Annotated in this window: 13 protein-coding genes and 3 pseudogenes; 10 read left to right on the plus strand and 6 right to left on the minus strand. The window is 39.0% G+C overall.

The window, feature by feature from the left end; all coding sequences use genetic code 11:
* Positions 1-272 precede the first annotated feature (272 nt).
* The 4 genes and pseudogenes from ACPC57_RS03575 to ACPC57_RS03590 form a co-directional block, all read left to right on the plus strand.
* Positions 273-403: pseudogene (locus tag ACPC57_RS03575) on the plus strand (helix-turn-helix transcriptional regulator); the annotation flags it as partial.
* Positions 404-1001: 598 nt separating this feature from the next.
* A complete protein-coding gene (locus ACPC57_RS03580; RefSeq protein ID WP_434066319.1) occupies positions 1002-1277 on the plus strand; it encodes a YciI family protein in 276 nt (91 codons plus the stop codon).
* A 294-nt stretch (positions 1278-1571) separates the two neighbouring features.
* A complete protein-coding gene (locus tag ACPC57_RS03585) occupies positions 1572-2534 on the plus strand; it encodes a DNA/RNA non-specific endonuclease (RefSeq protein WP_434066320.1) in 963 nt (320 codons plus the stop codon).
* A 494-nt stretch (positions 2535-3028) separates the two neighbouring features.
* Complete coding sequence (locus tag ACPC57_RS03590; protein WP_434066321.1) at positions 3029-3943, plus strand: magnesium transporter CorA family protein; 915 nt, start codon at positions 3029-3031, stop codon at positions 3941-3943.
* A 191-nt stretch (positions 3944-4134) separates the two neighbouring features.
* On the opposite strand, the pseudogene ACPC57_RS03595 reads toward ACPC57_RS03590, so the two are convergent.
* A pseudogene (locus ACPC57_RS03595) lies at positions 4135-4550 on the minus strand (transposase); the annotation flags it as partial.
* A 414-nt stretch (positions 4551-4964) separates the two neighbouring features.
* Between ACPC57_RS03595 and ACPC57_RS03600 the strand changes: the two are divergent.
* Positions 4965-5879 carry a magnesium transporter CorA family protein gene (locus ACPC57_RS03600; protein WP_434066322.1) on the plus strand — a complete coding sequence of 305 codons (915 nt, stop codon included), beginning with the start codon at positions 4965-4967 and terminating at the stop codon, positions 5877-5879.
* Positions 5880-6033: 154 nt separating this feature from the next.
* On the opposite strand, the gene ACPC57_RS03605 is transcribed toward ACPC57_RS03600, so the two are convergent.
* The 4 genes from ACPC57_RS03605 to ACPC57_RS03620 form a co-directional block, all read right to left on the minus strand.
* Complete coding sequence (locus ACPC57_RS03605; RefSeq protein ID WP_277843521.1) at positions 6034-7752, minus strand: phospho-sugar mutase; 1719 nt, start codon at positions 7750-7752, stop codon at positions 6034-6036.
* A 90-nt stretch (positions 7753-7842) separates the two neighbouring features.
* Entirely contained in the window at positions 7843-8412 is a 570-nt protein-coding gene (locus tag ACPC57_RS03610; RefSeq protein ID WP_434066323.1) for an ECF transporter S component, read from the minus strand.
* The gene (gene coaC, locus ACPC57_RS03615; protein ID WP_130554610.1) at positions 8399-8947 is read right to left on the minus strand and encodes a phosphopantothenoylcysteine decarboxylase; all 549 of its coding nucleotides are present in this window, start codon (positions 8945-8947) and stop codon (positions 8399-8401) included. The genes ACPC57_RS03610 and coaC overlap by 14 nt, the downstream gene beginning before the upstream one ends.
* Positions 8940-9635 carry a phosphopantothenate--cysteine ligase gene (locus ACPC57_RS03620; protein WP_434066324.1) on the minus strand — a complete coding sequence of 232 codons (696 nt, stop codon included), beginning with the start codon at positions 9633-9635 and terminating at the stop codon, positions 8940-8942. The genes coaC and ACPC57_RS03620 overlap by 8 nt, the downstream gene beginning before the upstream one ends.
* Positions 9636-9833: 198 nt before the next feature.
* On the opposite strand from ACPC57_RS03620, the gene ACPC57_RS03625 reads away from it, so the two are divergent.
* Positions 9834-11504 carry a formate--tetrahydrofolate ligase gene (locus ACPC57_RS03625; protein ID WP_434066325.1) on the plus strand — a complete coding sequence of 557 codons (1671 nt, stop codon included), beginning with the start codon at positions 9834-9836 and terminating at the stop codon, positions 11502-11504.
* 178 nt (positions 11505-11682) lie between these two features.
* Here ACPC57_RS03625 and ACPC57_RS03630 read toward each other — a convergent pair whose 3' ends face one another.
* Positions 11683-12402, minus strand: a complete 720-nt coding sequence (locus ACPC57_RS03630) for a PrsW family glutamic-type intramembrane protease (protein ID WP_434066326.1) — start codon at positions 12400-12402, stop codon at positions 11683-11685.
* Between the two features lie 301 nt (positions 12403-12703).
* On the opposite strand from ACPC57_RS03630, the gene ACPC57_RS03635 reads away from it, so the two are divergent.
* The 4 genes and pseudogenes from ACPC57_RS03635 (at position 12704) to ACPC57_RS03650 (ending at position 19954) form a co-directional block, all read left to right on the plus strand.
* Positions 12704-14020 carry an FAD-containing oxidoreductase gene (locus tag ACPC57_RS03635; protein WP_434066327.1) on the plus strand — a complete coding sequence of 439 codons (1317 nt, stop codon included), beginning with the start codon at positions 12704-12706 and terminating at the stop codon, positions 14018-14020.
* A gap of 93 nt (positions 14021-14113) precedes the next feature.
* Positions 14114-17177: pseudogene (locus ACPC57_RS03640) on the plus strand (DEAD/DEAH box helicase family protein).
* Positions 17178-17181: 4 nt separating this feature from the next.
* Complete coding sequence (locus ACPC57_RS03645) at positions 17182-18798, plus strand: N-6 DNA methylase (RefSeq protein WP_434066328.1); 1617 nt, start codon at positions 17182-17184, stop codon at positions 18796-18798.
* The gene (locus ACPC57_RS03650; RefSeq protein WP_434066329.1) at positions 18791-19954 is read left to right on the plus strand and encodes a restriction endonuclease subunit S; all 1164 of its coding nucleotides are present in this window, start codon (positions 18791-18793) and stop codon (positions 19952-19954) included. The genes ACPC57_RS03645 and ACPC57_RS03650 overlap by 8 nt, the downstream gene beginning before the upstream one ends.
* Positions 19955-20023: the final 69 nt, after the last annotated feature.

Consider the following 20023-nt stretch of genomic DNA (forward strand, 5'->3'; position numbering starts at 1 on the left):
TATGTAAATAGAAAAAGGTTCCAGAGTCGACAGGACTTTGGATCCTTTTTCAATATACCTTGTTATTGGGCGGTTACAGTGATAGCTAGAGATTATCAGTTTTTATTTCCATTAACCTTGTAGGTACGTGTTTGTTTCCATTGACAAGGAGTTTGTGGGAATAGAAACGTACCCACCTTTAAATCGTTTTAATGATTGCCCCTGAAAGTCGTGGTAACAATTAAATATTAACTGTTAAAGGTTTTATAATCATTTTAAGAATTGAGGTAAATATGAACGATCAAGAACGCTTACTAACGAATTTTAACGTTTGCAATCAGGTGCTCATCTATCTAAGTTACAGTTAGCAGATGAGTTTGGAGTTAGTGAAAAAACAATACAGAGAGATTTTTCTCTATTAGGTCATTAATCAGTTGGGAGGTATCGTATACTTGAAACATGCGATTGAAAGAGGCTGGGCAGAAAGTCCAGCCTCGCTTCTCAGAGTTCGTGTCAACATCTCAGCTGGCTTTAACAGTCTGGGAGACTGTTAAAGGTAGGAGATAAGATTTGCACAGCAAATCTCAGCAGTTCGTGTTTCACACTCCAAATCTGACCATTACCACTGTTGCGAACAAAGTTCGCTCCATTTCCAACCTCAAACTGTCTCCCAGACAGTTTGAGCTGTGCGGGGGTGGGAGTTTAAAAGGTCTGGGAGACCTTTTAAAGTGGGAAATATAAGCTGACGGCAGTCAGCTCACATAAATTGAAGTCTGGGAATAGACTGTTTAAGCTCAACAACTAGAAATAAAGACTTGTTGGCGACTCTTTTTAGACTGGTCGAGTTCTTTCCCACTTCCAGTCTACATGGAAATCAATTCGGCCTATCTATCCTGAACGAAAAATGTTTTAAAATTTTCTTATTTCAATGAAATAACTGAATAAATTTAACCTGAGTCAGTTGAGTGTAGGCATTTACTTTCAAAAACAAATATTAAGGATATACCACAAGGAGGTTTGCTATGCTCTATTTGTATTTAATGACAAATAAGAATGAAATGATTGAACAGTTGATTAAGGACCATGTTGAACATTTGAAGCAACTGGATGCGGAAAATATGCTTGTTCTATGTGGACCTTTTCATGATTATCCTGGTGGTATGGTTGTTTTAAACGCAGATTGTTATGACCAGGCTATTTTGATTGCTGAAAGTGACCCGTTTATCCATTCTGGTTGTAAAACCTATGAATTAAGAAGTTTAGAAGTTGCCAACAAGGACAATCAATATCTACTTTGAGGGTGTAAAGGTATCAATAGTCTGTTTGACGGGTGGTCAAGCAAATGTCTAGCATTTTAATGACCTCTTTCATCCGTTATTGGTCGGTGTTCCAATGCTCTCCTCTATTAACTTTTGGCAATTAAAAATCTGATACTAAGAACAAAAAACGGATATAAATCATTGGTATATTTATATGCTAAATGATATACTATAAGTGTTGGAGAAAGTAAGTGATGGAAGGTTTTGTTCACTCCTCATTTGCTATTCAATTTGTAATATATCCTTATATGTCATTGTTTTCAAAGGATTCCTATGATTATGAAAAAGATACGAATTATTTGCCTACTTATTTTAGTCTTTGTTTTTTCTGGTATTCCTGTCCATGCTAATCAAACGAATATTGATTACCCAAGCCTTAACTTGCTTACCTTTAAAAAGGAAAAACAGCTGGTTCTTGGAGAGTTTGATAGTCTAGGTAGAGCTACATCAGCTCACATTCAGTTACAAGATAAAGATGAGCCTAAAAAACGGAGAGAACCCAAAATAAAATACAATCCCGTCGGTTGGCATAACTATAAACTAGCTTATGGGAATCAAGGCAAGAAGTCATGGTTATTTAATAGGGGCCACCTGATAGGATATCAGTTTAGTGGCCTGACAGATGAGGGGAAAAATCTGGTTCCGTTGACTGCTTGGACCAATAGTGGTCATTATAAGGGGACGGATTCCAATAATAGTGAAGGAATGCTCTACTATGAGAAACGTCTGGACAGTTGGCTGGCGACTCATCCCAATTTTTGGTTAGACTATCAAGTAAAACCGATTTATACTGGAAATGAATTGATGCCGCGTCAAGTAGTTCTTCAGTATGTTGGTCTTGATGAGTCAGGGAATCTGATCAATATTCAACTCGGCGGTTCAAAAGAATCTGTAGATAGCAATGAAATTACTACGGTCGTTTTAGAGAATTACTCTAAAAATGCCACAATTGATTACTTGAAAGGAACTGCAACACCGTCCCTGGTTCCAACTGAGGAGAGTAGTCAGTCATCCTCTGCTAGCTCAGCGGTTGAATCGCAACCAAGTGAGAGTGTAGAAGCATCTCAACCATCCACTCAGCTGGCAGCTGTTGTTTATATTGCAAGGAACGGAAGTGCAGATGTCTATTGGTATTCAAAAGAAAATATGCCATCCAATACAAATTTGTCAAAAGTTATTGAGATGTCAGAAGAGGAAGCACTCAGTCTAGGAAAACGTCATACGACGAAAGAATAGTGAAACTCTTGTACTGGATAGAATTTGTAAAAAGAACTAAAGATATATAAAAAATGCATAAAATTGATATGATTGAAACATGATTTTATGCGTTTTATGATGTTGAGTATTTTGTAGTCTTATATTCAATGAAAATCAAAATCAGTATAGGCGACGTAGATGCAAATAGAACCGAAGTACATCAAATCAAGTCAAAAACGTCTGATTTTGGTTCTCAAAGAGTAAGAAGATATTTATTCGAGTCGTTCCTTACTATTCCTTGACCTACAGCTCCGTTTTAAATACACTGATCATCTAGTAGAAAGAAATTTGGAAGGTTATTTGTGAGAGTTTGATTCACTCGCAAGTATCGCTGTGAATGCTATTTTTCCAAGATTATAGGAAGGGTTGTCGATGTAATAATTTTTAAGAAATATTTATTTTTCTTAATCATGCTTGCCAATCCGTAAAAGATACAATAGAATAGAGATAAATCAGTGTGGAGGAACAAATTTGTGATTGAAAAACGTTTTGGCAACAATAATGAGCTGAGCTGGATTATTATCCATTCAGAAAGAGAAATGATAGACAAACAATTAGTCGAAGACTATGGATTAGATAAAGAATTGGTTTCATATGCATTAGACAAAAATGAAAGGGCTCATTTAAAATACAATGTAAAACTCGATCGATTGTTATTGATTTTTAATCTATTAGATATAACAAAAGAGGATAATTATTATGAAACAACACCGATGGCCTTTATCGTGCAACAGAATCAATTTATTACAATTTTTAATGCAAGAAATGCCTATTTCCAGGAAAAATTAGAAAAGTACTTGATGGACCATTCCGTTATGTCCTGTTTTCAATTTCTTTTTGCAGCCCTTACCTTAACTTCTAAAGAATATTTTCCCATACTAGATCAATTGGAAAGTGATAGAGAGATTCTTAATTCCAAACTAAGGAAGAGAACAACTAAGCAACTGCTATTTGAATTATCGGACTTAGAAACAGGTTCAGTCTATTTACTGACAGCGGCAAACCAAAATGTTCTGCTTTTAGAACAATTGAGAAACCATCCGCATATTCAGAAGCTTGGCAGTATCGAACTTGAAGAATTAGATGATGCATTGATTGAAGCGGAGCAATTGTCAGCCATGACACATTTGGATTCTCAGATTCTACGACAACTTTCTGGTGCCTACAATAATATCTTGAACAATAACTTGAATGACAACCTTACCATTCTAACAATCATCTCCATTTTACTCGCTGTTTTAGCTGTAATAACAGGATTCTTTGGAATGAACGTTCAGCTACCATGGCAAAACGAGCCACTGGCATGGATTCGGATTGTAATAATCTCTTTGGTACTGCTCATCATTATTACAACACTATTAAACTTGATGATGTCAAGAAGAAATTAGCTGAACTAGATAAGTATGCACATCAAAAGTGGAATTCAACGATAATTCAAATATGAAAAGCAAAAAACAAAAAAGCGAACGATACAGAACTTTCGGAGTAGTTAGTCTTGTACCGGTCGCTATTTTCATTTTAAGTAATCTTGATCGTAATAACTTAGGCTCTTTGTCAACTGTAGTGGGTAGATGAAAAGCTAACACCTAGAGAGGACGAACTTCGTCCTCTCTTTCTTTATCTCTTTCTTGTTTTTAGGAGATAAGCTGAAAAGGGCTCTCCCCAGCCCTTTTCACTGTTCAAAGCAATCAAAATCCGTTTTTTAAAGTTTTCAAAGTTCCTGAAACCAAAGGCATTTCTCTTAATGATTTTGATGAGATTATTGGTAGCTTCCAGTTTGGCGTTTGAATAAGGCAATTCCATGGCGTTTACAACCTTGTCTTTATCCTTTAAAAATGTCTTAAATACCGTCTGGAAAATAGGATTAACAGTGGCTATTTCCTGTTCGATGAGACTGAAGAAATGATCTGAGTTTTTCTCTTGGAAATGGAACAAGAGAAATTGATAGAGTTCATAGTGCTGTCTGAGTTCATCAGAGTAGGATAGGAGTTTTTCTTTGTGGTCTTATATTCAATGAAAATCAAAATCAGAATAGGCGACGTAGATGCAAATAGAACCGAAGTACATCAAATCAAGTCAAAAGCATTTGATTTTGGTTTTCGAAGACTATTGAAGACTATTATTGATTCTCAAAGAGTAAGAAGATATTTATTCGAGTCGTTCCTTACTATTCCTTGACCTACAGTTCCGTTTTAAATACACTAATCATCTAGTAGAAAGAAATTTGGAAGGTTATTTGTGAGAGTGTGATTCACTCACAAGTATTGCTGTGAATGCTATTTTTCCAAGATTATAGGAAGTGTTGTCGATGTAATAATTTTTAAGAAATATTTATTTTTCTTAATCATGCTTGTCAATCCGTAAAAGATATAATAGAATAGACATAAATCAGTGTGGAGGAACAAATTTGTGATTGAAAAACGTTTTGGCAACAATAATGAGCTGAGCTGGATTATTATCCATTCAGAAAGAGAAATAATAGACAAACAATTAGTCGAAGACTATGGATTAGATAAAGAATCGGTCTCATATGTATTAGACAAAAATGAAAGGCCTCATATAGAATACAATGTAAAACTCGATCGATTGTTATTGATTTTTAATCTATTAGATATAACAAAAGAGGATAATTATTATGAAACAACACCGATGGCCTTTATCGTGCAACAGAATCAATTTATTACAATTTTTAATGCAAGAAATGCCTATTTCCAGGAAAAATTAGAAAAGTACTTGATGGACCATTCCGTTATGTCCTGTTTTCAATTTCTTTTTGCAGCCCTTACCTTAACTTCTAAAGAATATTTTCCCATACTAGATCAATTGGAAAGTGATAAAGAGATTCTTAATTCCAAACTAAGGAAGAGAACAACTAAGCAACTGCTATTTGAATTATCGGACTTAGAAACAGGTTCAGTCTATTTACTGACAGCGGCAAACCAAAATGTTCTGCTTTTAAAACAATTGAGAAACCATCCGCGTATTCAGAAGCTTGGTAGTATCGAACTTGAACAATTAGATGATGCCTTGATTGAAGCGGAGCAATTGTCAGCCATGACACAATTGGATTCTCAGATTCTACAACAACTTTCTGGTGCCTACAATAATATCTTGAACAATAACTTGAATGACAACCTTACCATTCTAACAATCATCTCCATTTTACTCGCTGTATTATCTGTAATAACAGGATTCTTTGGAATGAACGTTCAGACACCATGGGAAAACGAGCCACTGGCATGGATTCGGATTGTAATAATGTCTTTGGTACTGCTCATCATTATTACAACACTATTAAACTTGATGATGTCAAGAAGAAATTAGCTGAACTAGATAAGTATGCACATCAAAAGTGGAATTCAACGATAATTCAAATATGAAAAGCAAAAAACAAAAAAGCGAACGATACAGAACTTTCGGAGTAGTTAGTCCTGTACCGGTCGCTATTTTCATTTTAAGTAATTTTGATCGTAATAACTTAACCAACAAATTCGTTGATTTCTTTTTCAATATTGGCGATTTTTTCTTCTGCTTCAGCCAGTGTTTCACCGACAGTCGCAATATAGAATTTGATTTTTGGTTCTGTTCCAGAAGGACGTACTGCAAACCATGAATCATCAGCCAAGGTATATTTCAAAACATCAGATGGAGGAGTAGTGAGTTTTTCAACATTTCCATCTTTGTAAGTCTTGGTTTGAAGGGCAAAGTCTTCAAAGACTGCGATATCTGTGCCGTTAAATTGTTCTGGTGAGTTATCACGGAATTTAGCCATGATAGCCTTGATTTGTTCTGCACCATCTTTACCAGAAAGAGTAACTGAAATAGTTTTCTCAGCAAAGTAGCCATATTCTTTGAAGATTTCATCAATACCATCAGCTAAGGTCATGCCACGAGAACGATAGTAGGCAGCAATCTCAGCAACGATTAAAACGGCTTGGATGGCGTCTTTATCACGTACAAATGGCTTGATAAGGTAACCAAAGCTTTCTTCAAAACCAAACATGAAAGTGTAGTTGTGTTTTTCTTCAAATTCTTGAATTTTTTCGGCAATAAATTTAAAACCTGTCAAGACGTTGAACATGGTTGCGCCGTAGCTTTCAGCAATCTTAGTAACCAACTCTGTTGATACGATTGATTTAGCAAGGGCAGCGTTTGCAGGAAGTGTACCCGCTTGCTTGTTAGCTTCTAAAATATATTTGGCGATAATAGCACCGATTTGGTTACCAGAAAGGTTCCAGTAAGAACCATCTGCTTGGCGTACTTCAACACCAACACGGTCCGCATCAGGGTCTGTTGCAAGAAGAACGTCAGCATCTACTTCACGACCTAATTCTTCTGCCAATGCAAAAGCAGCTTGGCTTTCTGGGTTTGGAGAAGCAACAGTTGAGAAATCAGGATCTGGAGTCGCTTGAGCTTCTACGACTTGCACAGATTCAAAACCAGCTTGTGCAAGAGCACGACGAGCCAACATTTCCCCAGTACCATGAAGAGGTGTGTAGACAATCTTCATATCTTTACCATATTCAGCAATCAAATCAGGATTGATACTCAAATCTTTTAATTCTTCAAGGTATTTTACGTCTGTTTCTTCACCAAGAACGGTGATTAAACCATTTTCTTTACTTGCTTTAAGATCAGCCAATTCAACAGTAAATGGATTCTCAATGGCACGGATATAGTCGGTCAAAGCAGCAGCGTCTGCTGGTGGCATTTGTCCGCCGTCTTCACCATATACTTTGTAACCGTTGAATTCTTTCGGGTTGTGGCTGGCAGTCACCATGATACCTGCGATAGCATTATAATGACGAACTGCAAATGAGAGTTCGGGAGTTGGACGAAGGCTTTCAAAGACGTATGATTTGATACCATGTGCTGCCAAAACTTGAGCAGATTCAAAGGCAAATTCTTGCGAGAAGTGACGTGAGTCATAAGCAATTGCAACACCACGTTTTTTGGCTTCTTCACCTTTGGATTCTACCAACTTGGCCAAACCTTCAGTAGCTTGACGAACAACAAATACGTTAATGCGGTTAGTACCAGCACCGATATAACCACGCATACCAGCAGTACCAAATTCAAGGTTTGTGTAAAATGCATCTTCCTTTGTCTTTTCATCCATTGCAACTAATTCTTCACGCAAATAGTCAGGTAGATCAGCAAAGTCGAGCCAAGTTTGATAGGATTCTTGATAAGTCATTGTAGTGTCTCCTTAAAATTTTTCTCTTAAACGCTTTCAGTATACCATTTTCGAAAGAAAAAATCACGCTTTCACGCGATTTTCTGATATTTATTTTTGGATTTTCTGTAAAGTTGGAACAAGCGCTGCAGTTAATACAGAAGAAATGATCATTTCTGCAATTGAATTGGTACCTAAAACGGTTGCTAACATTGCTTGAATATTTCCATCAAAGACAGAGGAGAAGAGGAAGAAAATACCTCCAAGTACAAAAATAGTATTGGTCATTGAACCAACTGCACCAGCAATGAACAAACCTTTGCGATTTTTTATCCATTTGTATACGAAATAAGGTGTAATTCCGATTAATATACGAGGGACAACTGCAATGATGATTGAATAAACATTACCATTCTCAACAAATGGCGAGAAAAGATAGCTGGTTGGTAGTAAGTTGATAGTATTATAGGTCATACTCATCAAGCCCATGAGAGCCCCTAAGCAAGCCCCAACCCGTGGGCCGTATATAATAGAAGCAATAATGACTGGAATATGTACGATGGTGGGTTTTATTGGAACAGGCAATATATTAAAAATAATTGAACTCAATATATTGATGACAATCATGACAGCAAAGAAGATTGCAATTGTAGCAATTTGATTTGATTTATTTTTTTTCATTAAGGGTGTTACTCACTTTCTCTAAAATATCAGTTACCTCAGCCAAGGCCCCAGTTCCAAAATCTCCACAGGCGAGTAGTGCTTCCCGTGGCTTGACCTCGTCAAATCCATACTCTTCTAAGGTATTCAAATTCTTCTGAGTTGCAGGATTGAGGTACATATTAGTATTCATAGCGGGGGCAATCAATTTTGGGATTCCAATTGGCAAAGCCAGTGCTGTGGCTGTAACAATATTGTCAGCCATACCGTGGGCCAATTTTGCAATGGTATTGGCTGAAGCAGGCGCAACTAGGAATAAATCCGTTTCTTTTGCAATATCAATGTGTTTAATGAGACTGGGATCTTCTTCCACCATGACTTCAGTATGGACAAGATTTTTGGAAAGGGATTGAAGTGTAAGTGGAGTAATGAAGTCCATAGCAGAGCGACTCATGAGCACGGTCACCTTATGGCCAAGTTTTGTTAATTGACTGGTCAAATCAGCAGCCTTATAGGCTGAAATAGAGCCTGTCACGGCAAGTGTTATATTAGCCATTCTGTTCACCTTTTTCTAGTGTATCTAAAATCAGCTGGGCAATTTCTTCCTTTGTGTTTGCCTGCAATTCTGTAGTCGGACTCACTAAAAATCCAATATGCTGATTTTCGCTGATGTCGTTCAAATCATTTGCAAGGATAAAATCAGCACCATTCCGAGCAATACTCTGACGTGCCACCGCAAATAATTCTTCTTTTGGAACACCAACTAAAAGCTTAAATCCTATCAGCGTGATAGTCGGATTCCATTCCTTAACATAGGATATAACCTTGGGTGTTTTTTTCAGAAAAAGAACTTGATACTCATCGTTGGAGGAAATCTTGCTTTCTGTATTTTGTTTATCCAGCAAACTAGCAATGTCATCCGTATTTTTAAGTTCATCTAATCCAGTCATGTAAACAGGTGTATAGTCAGAAACAGCCATACTATGGATGAGAGCCTGGTGTGTATTGACCAAAGGTTCTAATGTATCTTTCAAACTTTCTACATTTGTAATCTGGACAATGGTTAACCGCTCATGAGGCGCTGGCTTTACAGCCTGCTTCGTCGTAACCAGAGTAACCTCGTGCCCTGCATCCAAGGCTTTTTCAGCAATCAATTTTCCTAAATGACCAGAGGCGTGGTTTGTTATGGCGCGGACTTGATCGATGGCTTCACTAGTCCCACCAGAAGTAATCAATAATTTCATATTCATATTTTACTAAAATTTCTATTTTTAGTAAAGTTTTAGAGACCGTTTTCAATTAGGAAATTGCCAAATAAATCATTTATATTGGAAATAAGACTAGTAAAATACGTACGTTTTGATCCAATGATATTGAAATAATACATGATTTACGAAATCTATGCTATACTATATCTATATAAAAGGGATATAGGAGAAGTTATGAAGTCAGATATCGAAATTGCACAAAGTGTAACTTTGAAACCAATCACAGAAATCGTTGAAAAAGTTGGTATCAGCTTTGATGATATTGAACTTTACGGAAAATACAAGGCAAAATTGTCTTTCGATAAAATCTATGCAGTCAAGGAAAATGCGCCTGGTAAGTTGATTTTAGTAACAGCTATCAACCCAACGCCAGCTGGTGAAGGTAAGTCGACCATTACCATCGGTTTGGCTGATGCTCTTTCTAAAATTGGAAAGAAAACCATGATTGCATTACGCGAGCCTTCATTGGGTCCAGTGATGGGGATCAAGGGTGGCGCTGCAGGTGGAGGTTTTGCGCAAGTCTTGCCAATGGAAGACATCAACTTGCATTTTACTGGCGATATGCATGCCATTACGACAGCAAACAATGCTCTTTCAGCCTTGATTGATAACCATCTCCATCAGGGAAATGCATTAGGTATTGACCAACGCCGTATCATCTGGAAACGCGTTGTTGATTTAAATGACCGCGCTCTTCGCAAGGTAACTGTTGGCTTGGGTGGTTCGCTCAATGGTATTCCTCGTGAAGATGGATTTGATATTACCGTAGCTTCTGAAATCATGGCAATTTTGTGTTTGGCGACAGACATCAATGACTTGAAAGAACGGTTGGCAAATATTGTTATTGGTTATCGTTTCGATCGCAGTCCTGTCTACGTGCGTGATTTGGCGGTGGAAGGTGCTTTGACCCTCATTTTGAAAGACGCTATCAAGCCAAACTTAGTCCAAACGATCTATGGCACGCCAGCTTTTGTTCATGGTGGACCCTTTGCGAATATTGCTCATGGCTGTAACTCAGTTCTTGCAACTACAACAGCTCTGCGCTTGGCAGACTATACTGTGACTGAGGCAGGCTTCGGTGCAGACCTTGGCGCAGAAAAATTCCTAGATATCAAAGTTGCGAATCTTCCAAAAGCACCTGATGCTGTGGTAATTGTAGCGACACTTCGTGCCCTTAAAATGCATGGTGGTGTAGCTAAGTCAGATCTTTCTGCTGAAAACTTAGAGGCTGTGAAAGCTGGTTTTGCAAATTTGAAACGCCACGTTGAAAATATTAAGAAATTTGGTATTCCAGCAATTGTTGCCATTAATGAATTTGTATCAGATACTGCTGATGAGATTGCAACCTTGAAAGAACTGTGTGCTGAAATCGGTGTACCAGTTGAATTGGCAAGTGTTTGGGCAAATGGTGCTGATGGTGGTGTTGAGTTGGCTGAGACAGTTGTTGCAACAATTGAAAATCAGGTTGCAAACTACCAACGCCTTTACAAATCAGAAGATAGCCTAGAAGAGAAAGTGACTAAGATTGTCACAGAAATCTACGGTGGTACAGGTGTTGTCTTTGAGAAGAAAGCACGAAATCAATTGGCTGAATTTGCCAAGAATGGATGGGATCAATTACCAGTATGCATGGCCAAGACACAATACAGTTTTTCAGATAATCAATTTGCACTGGGTGCTCCAACTGGATTTGCAATCACCGTTCGTGAATTTGTTCCAAAATTGGGAGCTGGCTTCATTGTTGCCTTAACTGGTGACGTCATGACCATGCCAGGCTTACCAAAGGCACCTGCCGCACTTAATATGGATGTAGCAGAAGACGGCACTGCAATTGGATTGTTCTAAGATGAAACAAAAGATCCGCTTTTTACGCGGATTTTTTTCTATATATACTTTTACTTCTATACTCGAATGAAGACCATTTAGTTAAGAACTGTGATGATGTAGTCGAATGAATCAGCTTTCAGATAAAAAACTGAGTTGCAGAAGTACTAAAGTAGGTCAAGCCGAAAGTGACAATATGTCAAAGCTTATTCAAATAACTATCTTCAGGGAGTTTATCTACCATGTGATAGGCAAGCAAACCTAGTAAGATACTCATTACTGGGAACACTGTACTGAGGATAGCTGTATTGAAGGGAGAATTAAACAGGAAGTGGAGTCCCATACTGGCAAATAGCCAACCTGCTCCTTGTGTTTTTGACATACCTGAATCTTTAGTCAATAGCGCAACTAGACCAATTGCAAAGAGCATTGTAAATACCCAATGGGTCCAACCAGCTTGACCAACGCGCTCGATGATGGTTTCGAATCCATCTAATTTACCCATGAACATATCACGGAAGGTAAACATGCAGTCCTCTATGAGTTGGAAACCAAGTCCAGCAATAATTCCGCTGACTAAAGCATGTTTTAGGGTGAGTTTTCTACAAATCAGTAAGACAAGTAGAACCACTAAACCTTTACCAAACTCCTCGGCAAATGGGGCGGAGACTGCAGCTCCCCAATCTGCTTTAAAGTTATCACTTGCTTTAACAATCTCAATCCAAAAGTAGCCTACTGCCATGTGACCAAGCTCTGAGAATGCCATACCAGCAGTTAAACCAAGTAGCCAAGATAGATTTGTAACTTTTTTGGAAATATGATAACGTTTAGCCAAGTAGCGAGTGAGATAGAGAAGGGGAAGTAGATAAATTGCAACTAATGATATCGTTAGGAAGAAGAGAGGGTATTTATCCTCCATACCATTGGGTTTTCCAAATTCTCCGAAGACAATTTTACATCCACTGACAAATCCAATCGCTGCCAGCAAGATAGGGAAGTAGGTTTTACAAGAATGAAGTAGTTGTTTCTTGATGTGTACAAACTGTATTAATCAACTAATGCATGAATACATTGCAACAAAAAAAAGTTTTGTCTAGTAATTATCGGTTTTTCCGAACGTTTTTTACTATGTTCTTTCATTTTTTCACAGCGTAGCAGTTTTATGCCAAATTGAATCATTTTTGATATACTAAGAGCAAACAGAAAAAAAGGAGCAACCTATGGAACAATATGATTTAGTAGTCATTGGTTTTGGAAAGGCTGGTAAGACCTTGGCAGGGAAGCTGTCAGCAGCTGGGAAGAAGGTTGCCTTAGTAGAGGAAAATCCTGCTATGTTTGGCGGGACTTGTATCAATATTGGCTGTATTCCAACCAAGACTCTTTTAGTTGCAGCAGATAAAAACTGGACTTTCGAGCAGGTCATGGAGCAAAAAGAAACCGTTACTACTCGCTTGCGGAACAAAAACGAGGCAGTCTTGAAAGGCAGCGGTGCTAGTTTGTATCAAGGACACGCGCGTTTTGTGGCGGATAAGGTTGTGGAAGTATCAGCAGGTGAGGAATCCATCCAACTGACTGCCGAAACTATTGTCATCAATACAGGTGCTAAGTCGCGCGTGCTACCAATTCCAGGTTTGTTGGATTCAGCTCACGTTTATGACAGTACTGGCATTCAGAATTTGGAGGTTCGTCCTGACAAGTTGGCAATTATCGGTGGTGGTAACATTGGACTGGAATTTGCTGGACTTTACAGCAAACTCGGCAGTCGGGTGACAGTATACGAAGCCAGCTCTGCTATTTTACCAAGAGAAGAAGAAGTGGTTGCTAAACTAGCTAAGGAGTATATGGAAGAAGCAGGCGTGACCTTCGTTCTCGGAGCAAACATCGAGCAAGTGGCTGCAGCAGGAGAGCAGGTTGCCGTGACTGTCAATGGTGAAACAGCTAACTTCGATGCTGTCCTATATGCGACAGGTCGTGTGCCAAACACTGCTGACTTGGGCTTGGAAAATACGGCGATTGAGGTTTTGGATAATGGTGCTGTTAAGGTGGATGACAACTGTGAAACCACTGTTCCAGGTGTCTACGCAGTGGGTGATGTAAATGGCGGTCCACAATTCACTTACACATCTCTAGACGACTTCCGTATCGTCTTCGGCAAGTTGACTGGGACTGGAACTTATAGCTTGAGCCAACGTAAGTCAATCCCAACCAGCGTCTTTATTACGCCTGTACTTTCTCGTGTCGGTCTGACCGAGAAGGAAGCCAAAGAAGCGGGTTACGACTACATTGCCAATGAATTGCCTGTTGCCAATATGCCACGCGCCCATGTCAACAACGACCTCAAAGGTATTTTCAAGGTCATCGTGGACAAGGAAAGTAAGCTTGTTCTTGGTGCAACTCTCTTTGGTCACAATTCAGAGGAGCTGATTAACTTGATTGCTATGGCAATTGACAATAAGATTCCTTATACCTACTTCAAAACACAGATTTTCACCCATCCGACTATGGCTGAGAATTTGAATGATGTCTTTAATTTTTAATAGTGTAATAACCGTCCAATAGGGCGGTTTTTTGTCGGAAAGCACTTGCAAATATGGTATAATGAAAGGTAAGAATATGCAAGGAGATCCTGTATGAGAAAGAGGGAACACAATGAGTTTACGAGGGTACAGTTACCGGCTGCTTTACATCTTACGCGGCTAGGTTATACCTATCTTTCATCTTCCAGCAGGGAGTTAAAAGAGCGGGATATTACTACAAATATTCTAGTTGCTATTTTTAAGCAACAGTTTCTAAAGTTTAATAATTATGTAAGTGAAACTGACTTTGAACGGGAATTTGAGAATATCCGCTTGGAATTGGAACAAGATGATATTGGACGAAGTTTTTTCAATCGGATTCATGCAGACTCTGGCTACACCTATATCAATTGGGATAATATAGAGGAGAATACCTTTCATATAGCCTTAGAAGTCACCTGTCAAAATGGTGAGGAAGAGTTCCGGCCTGATATCACCGTTTTTATCAACGGCCTCCCTCTCAGTTATATCGAAGTCAAGCAACCAGATGCTATTCGTGATGGAAAAACAGGAATTAACTCTGAAAAAGAACGTACAAAGCTTCGCTTTGAAAATAAAAAATTCAGACGCTTTAATAATATCACTCAACTCATCGCTATTTCAGACAATCTGCCCTACGATGATAGTCAAGGTCAGCAGTTCCAAGGGTCATTTTACTGTACTAATGCCTATTCTGGTACCAAGTTCAACTCTTTCAAGGAAGAGCAGGAGAGACAAGTACAGTCTAGCCTGTCTAGCTTAACAGAAGAGATGATTGATTTGGTTCTCACGGATGTCAATCGCTTTGCATTAAAGTCACAGGCAGAGTTTCGAACCAACTTAGACTCAGCTAGCCCATGTAACTCATTCCTGACCTCGCTGTATCAGAAAGAACGACTCTTTTTCATGCTTCGTTATGGTTTAGTCTATGTAGAAGAACGGGATAAAAAGGGGCAAGTTCAACTCCAAAAGCATGCTATGCGCTATCCTCAATATTTTGCGACCAAGGCGATTGAGCGAGGATTAGAAGACGGGATCAAGAAAGGAGTTATCTGGCATACGCAAGGTTCTGGTAAAACCGCTCTAGCATTTTTCAATATCAGATACTTACGAGACTTTTATGCTAAAAGAGGTGTTGTCCCGCAATTTTACTTTGTGGTAGACCGATTGGATTTGGCTGATCAAGCCTATAAGGAATTTACCAAACGTGGCCTGAAGGTAAAACGCATTAACAAGCCGAGTGAGTTAAATCAGATTCAAGACCAATTCGATATCTCGGTTGTCAACATCCAAAAATTCAAAGAATCCTCTGATCTAACAGACCATTCAGGCTATGACTTGAATCGGCAAAATATCTACTTCATTGATGAGGCTCACCGTTCTTACAATGAAAAAGGTTCCTATCTGCCAAATCTGTATAATGCTGATAAAGAAGCTGTTAAGATTGCACTGACAGGAACGCCTTTGATTGCGACAAAGGCTGACGGAAAAACCAAGGAAACAGCTGTAACGACTCGTGATATTTTTGGGGATTATATCCATAAATACTACTACAATCAATCCATTGCTGACGGTTTTACCCTGCGACTGATACGAGAAGATATCGAAACCTCCTATAAAGAAACCTTACAAGTGGTGCATGAGGAGATTCAAAAGGGGACGCTGGATAAGAAATCCATATTTGCTCACCCACGTTATGTCTCACCAATGCTAGACTTTATTCTTGATGATTTTACAAGAGCACGAGAGATCATATTTGGCGACCAGTCCATCGGTGGAATGGTGGTCTGTGATTCTTCAGAACAAGCACGAGAATTGCACAAACAGTTAGAAGAACGCAGAAAAGCAGGGCTTACATCGTTTACTTCAACCTTGATTTTACATGATGCAGGGGATAAGGAATACAAGAAAGAAGAAGTGGATAAATTCAAGGACGGTCTGACAGATTTTGTCATCGTCTACTCCATGCTCTTGACTGGTTTTGATGCACCAAGGCTGAAACGGCTCTATCTTGGACGGAAAATCAAGGCCCATAATCTCTTGCAGACTTTGACCCGTGTCAACCGTCCGTACAAGGATTATGCTTTTGGCTATATCATTGATTTTGCGGACATTTCCAAGGAATTTGACAAGACCAATAAAGCCTATCTGGAAGAACTCAATCGGGAATACCAGGCAGCTTTGACAGAAGAAGACGGAGATAATCCTTTTGGAACTATTTTTGTGTCCCCAGAAGAAGTCCAGGAACAGCTAGCGAGCTCTAACCGAGTTCTACCGAGTTCTAATGAACTATCCGACAGATAACTTAGAATTTTTCGGAAGAGCCATCGATGAAGTCAAGGATAGGAAAGAGTTAATCGCCCTCCGAAAATCTCTTGAAACCATTCGTCAATACTACAACATGGCACGTTTGCATGGCTACCACGATATTGTCAAACAGGTCAATATGGGAGAAATTGCTAGCCTTTTAAATATGCTGTCCCGCCGCCTCTTGACTTTGAGCTTGTTAGAAAAACCAGATAGTTTTTCTAGTCAGCAACTATTGAATCTAGCCATGTCTGAAACTAGCTTTAGTTTTACCAAGATAAAGGAAGAGGAACTACGACTGGCAGCCAATGATTTGGACGATATCAGCCGCCGTGTGGCCAATGGTATCAATTTGCGGAGGGATGAAAAAGATCCAGAATGGGTAAGTCTTTATGAAGAGTTTCAACGCATCCTAAACAAGCACATGACACAGGAAGTAGAAGGATATAGTCTCTCAACCATTAACGAAACCAAACAAGCCTATCAAAGTTTATTCGATTCAGTAGAAGACTATAAAACAAGAATGAATCGCTTGGCCATGAACTTTGGTGGAGATACCATGTCTGCCCGTGCCTTTAAGCACATTACCCAATCAACAGTTGTCAGTGACTTCCCAGCTATTTACCAGGTTCTAAAAGGTGCCAAACCTATGATTGATTATCAAATCGGGCTTAATCAAGGCATTCTGGAAAACGAAGCCTATTTGGTAGCGCAGATCAGGCAACTGGCCCGTAAAGAAATGATGAAAACAGAAGTAGGGAAGCAACTCAAACGAGTCGATTATGATAAGTTGATTCGTTCCCTAATGGAAGTCTATGAAGGAGAATATTAAGTAAATGGAAGAACATTATATCGTACAGGTGCAGAGTCAAGTCCAAGGCTTGGTGGATGACCTAAAAGCAGTCTTTACCCATGCAGGACTTGCAGGAGAGGCAGCGGAGTATAAGCTTCTGACCCAGTCCTTCCTTTACAAATTTTTGAATGATAAGTTTTTGTACGAAGCCCTGAACATTGACGAATCCTATGATTACCAAGGTCTTTTGAACTTGTCTGAAGAAGATTATGACTGGTTTTTAGATGATATTGGAACCAAAACTGCTCATCTAAAACCTGAACAATTGATTGAAAGCCTACACCGTCAACAGAACCAAGCAGATTTTGCTGAGATTTTTGAACAGACTCTCAATCAGATTGCCATTGACAACAATGCTATTTTCTCTGTCCATACGGATGGTGGAACAGATATTCGCCTCTTCGATCAACGTTTGATTACGGATACGATTTCAGATACCAGCAAGCGAAATGAAGTGGCAGCTTCTATTATCAATCTATTGGCGCGTGTTAAATTTGACCAGCAGATTTTTTCACAGGGTTTTGACTTTTTCTCCACCTTGTTTGAGTACATGATTAAGGACTATAACAAAGACGGTGGTGGAAAGTATGCGGAATACTACACTCCCCACTCCGTTGCTAAAATCATCGCGGCCATTTTGGTGGGAAATGACCAGCCAAGTAACGTAAAAATCTATGATCCTTCTGCTGGTTCGGGGACTCTCTTGATGAACCTGGCCATTCAGATTGGTACCGACCGTACCAGCGTTTACAGTCAGGACATTTCTCAAAAATCCTCCAATCTCTTGCGTCTCAACTTGATTCTCAATGGCTTGCAGCATTCCATTCACAATATCGTACAGGGAAATACTATTCTCAACAATCGCCATGTGGAGAAGATGGACTATATCGTATCCAATCCTCCGTTCAAACTAGATTTTTCTGAGTGGCGAGATCAGGTAGAAAGCCTGCCAAATAGTAGTGAACGCTTCTTTGCAGGTGTGCCAAAGATTCCCAACAAGAAAAAAGAGAGTATGGCTATCTACCAACTCTTTATCCAGCATATTATCCATAGTTTGAAGGAAGACGGGCAGGCAGCTATTGTCTTGCCTACGGGCTTTATCACTGCCCAGTCAGGTATTGACAAGAAAATCCGTCAGCACCTGGTCGATGAGAAGATGCTAGCAGGGGTTGTGTCCATGCCGTCCAATATCTTTGCGACGACCGGTACCAACGTCTCCATCCTCTTTATCGATAAGAAAAATAAGGGTGATGTCGTCCTTATCGATGCCTCAAATCTCGGAACCAAGGTCAAGGAAGGCAAGAACCAAAAGACTGTCCTTAGCCCTGATGAAGAAAACCAAATCATCCAAACTTTTATCCAGAAAGAAGTTGTCGAAGACTTCTCTGTCAAGGTCAGCTATGAGGAGATTAAGGACAAGAACTACTCCCTCAGTGCCGGCCAGTACTTTGACATCAAGATTGATTACGTTGATATTAGCCCAGAAGAATTTGAAGAAAAAATGCAGGGCTACCAAGACCGCCTAGCCAGCCTCTTTGCCCAATCGCATGAATTGGAAAAGGAAATTGCGGAGCAGCTAAGGAGGGTGAGGTATGAGTGAGGTTAAAACTTGTGAACTTGGAGATTTGATTGAGTTTCAAAGGGGGTATGATTTACCGAAATCTGAGTTTAGGAACGGTCCTTATCCTGTACAGTCTTCAAATGGAATATTGGGATATCATATCGATTATAAAGTTGAGGGACCAGGAATAACAATCGGACGGAGTGGAACTGTGGGAATACCTCATTATTTGAATGAAAATTTTTATCCACATAATACAACTCTTTTTGTTAAAGATTTTAAAGGAAATGATAGGAAATACATATATTATCTTTTAAAACATTTAAAATTAAATGATTTTAAAACTGGTTCGGGCGTTCCAACCATGAACCGTAATCACTTACATCCATTAAAAGTAAATGCTTTTATTGATAAAAATTATCAAGTTAAACTCTCGTCTATTTTATCAATTCTCGACCAAAAAATCGCTCTGAACAACCAAATCAACGAAGAGTTGGAGGCTATGGCTAAGACCCTTTATGATTATTGGTTTGTGCAGTTTGATTTCCCTGATGAAAATGGCAAACCCTACAAGTCCTCTGGTGGTAAAATGGTTTATAATGACCAACTCAAACGTGAAATCCCAGAAGGGTGGGGAGTGGAGAAGTTGGAAAATATTGCTAATATAACAATGGGGCAATCTCCTAAAGGAACTTCTTATAATGAAGTTGGAGAGGGAATGTTATTTTTTCAAGGTTCAACAGATTTTGGATGGAGATTTCCTGTGGCAAGACAATACACAACTGAACCGTCTAGGATAGCAGAAGAAGATGATATCTTGTTAAGTGTTAGAGCACCTGTGGGGACTTTGAATATCGCTGATACAAGATGTTGTATTGGTCGAGGTTTAGCGGCTATTAATAGTAAAGTAGGAGCAAATAGCTATATTTTTAATGTTATGCAAGATTTTAAAAAGCTATTTGACATGATGAACTCAGTAGGAACTACCTTTGGTTCAATTACTAAAGATGACCTTTACTCATTAAAATTAATCTATCCGCCAAATGAACTATTGATGAAATTTGACAAATCAGTAAATTCATTTGATAGAGAAATCAAAAATAGAAGTAGACAAAACCAAGAACTCACCCAACTGCGCGACTGGCTCTTGCCAATGCTGATGAATGGGCAGGCTAGGGTGGAGGATAAAACATAGAAATTGTAAGAAAATGGTTATTTAGAATTAGTACAGGGGATGTAGAAAATTTACCAATCTCCCACGAAG

The organism is Streptococcus sp. VTCC 12886, assembly GCF_049893425.1.
Classification (GTDB): domain Bacteria; phylum Bacillota; class Bacilli; order Lactobacillales; family Streptococcaceae; genus Streptococcus; species Streptococcus suis_AA.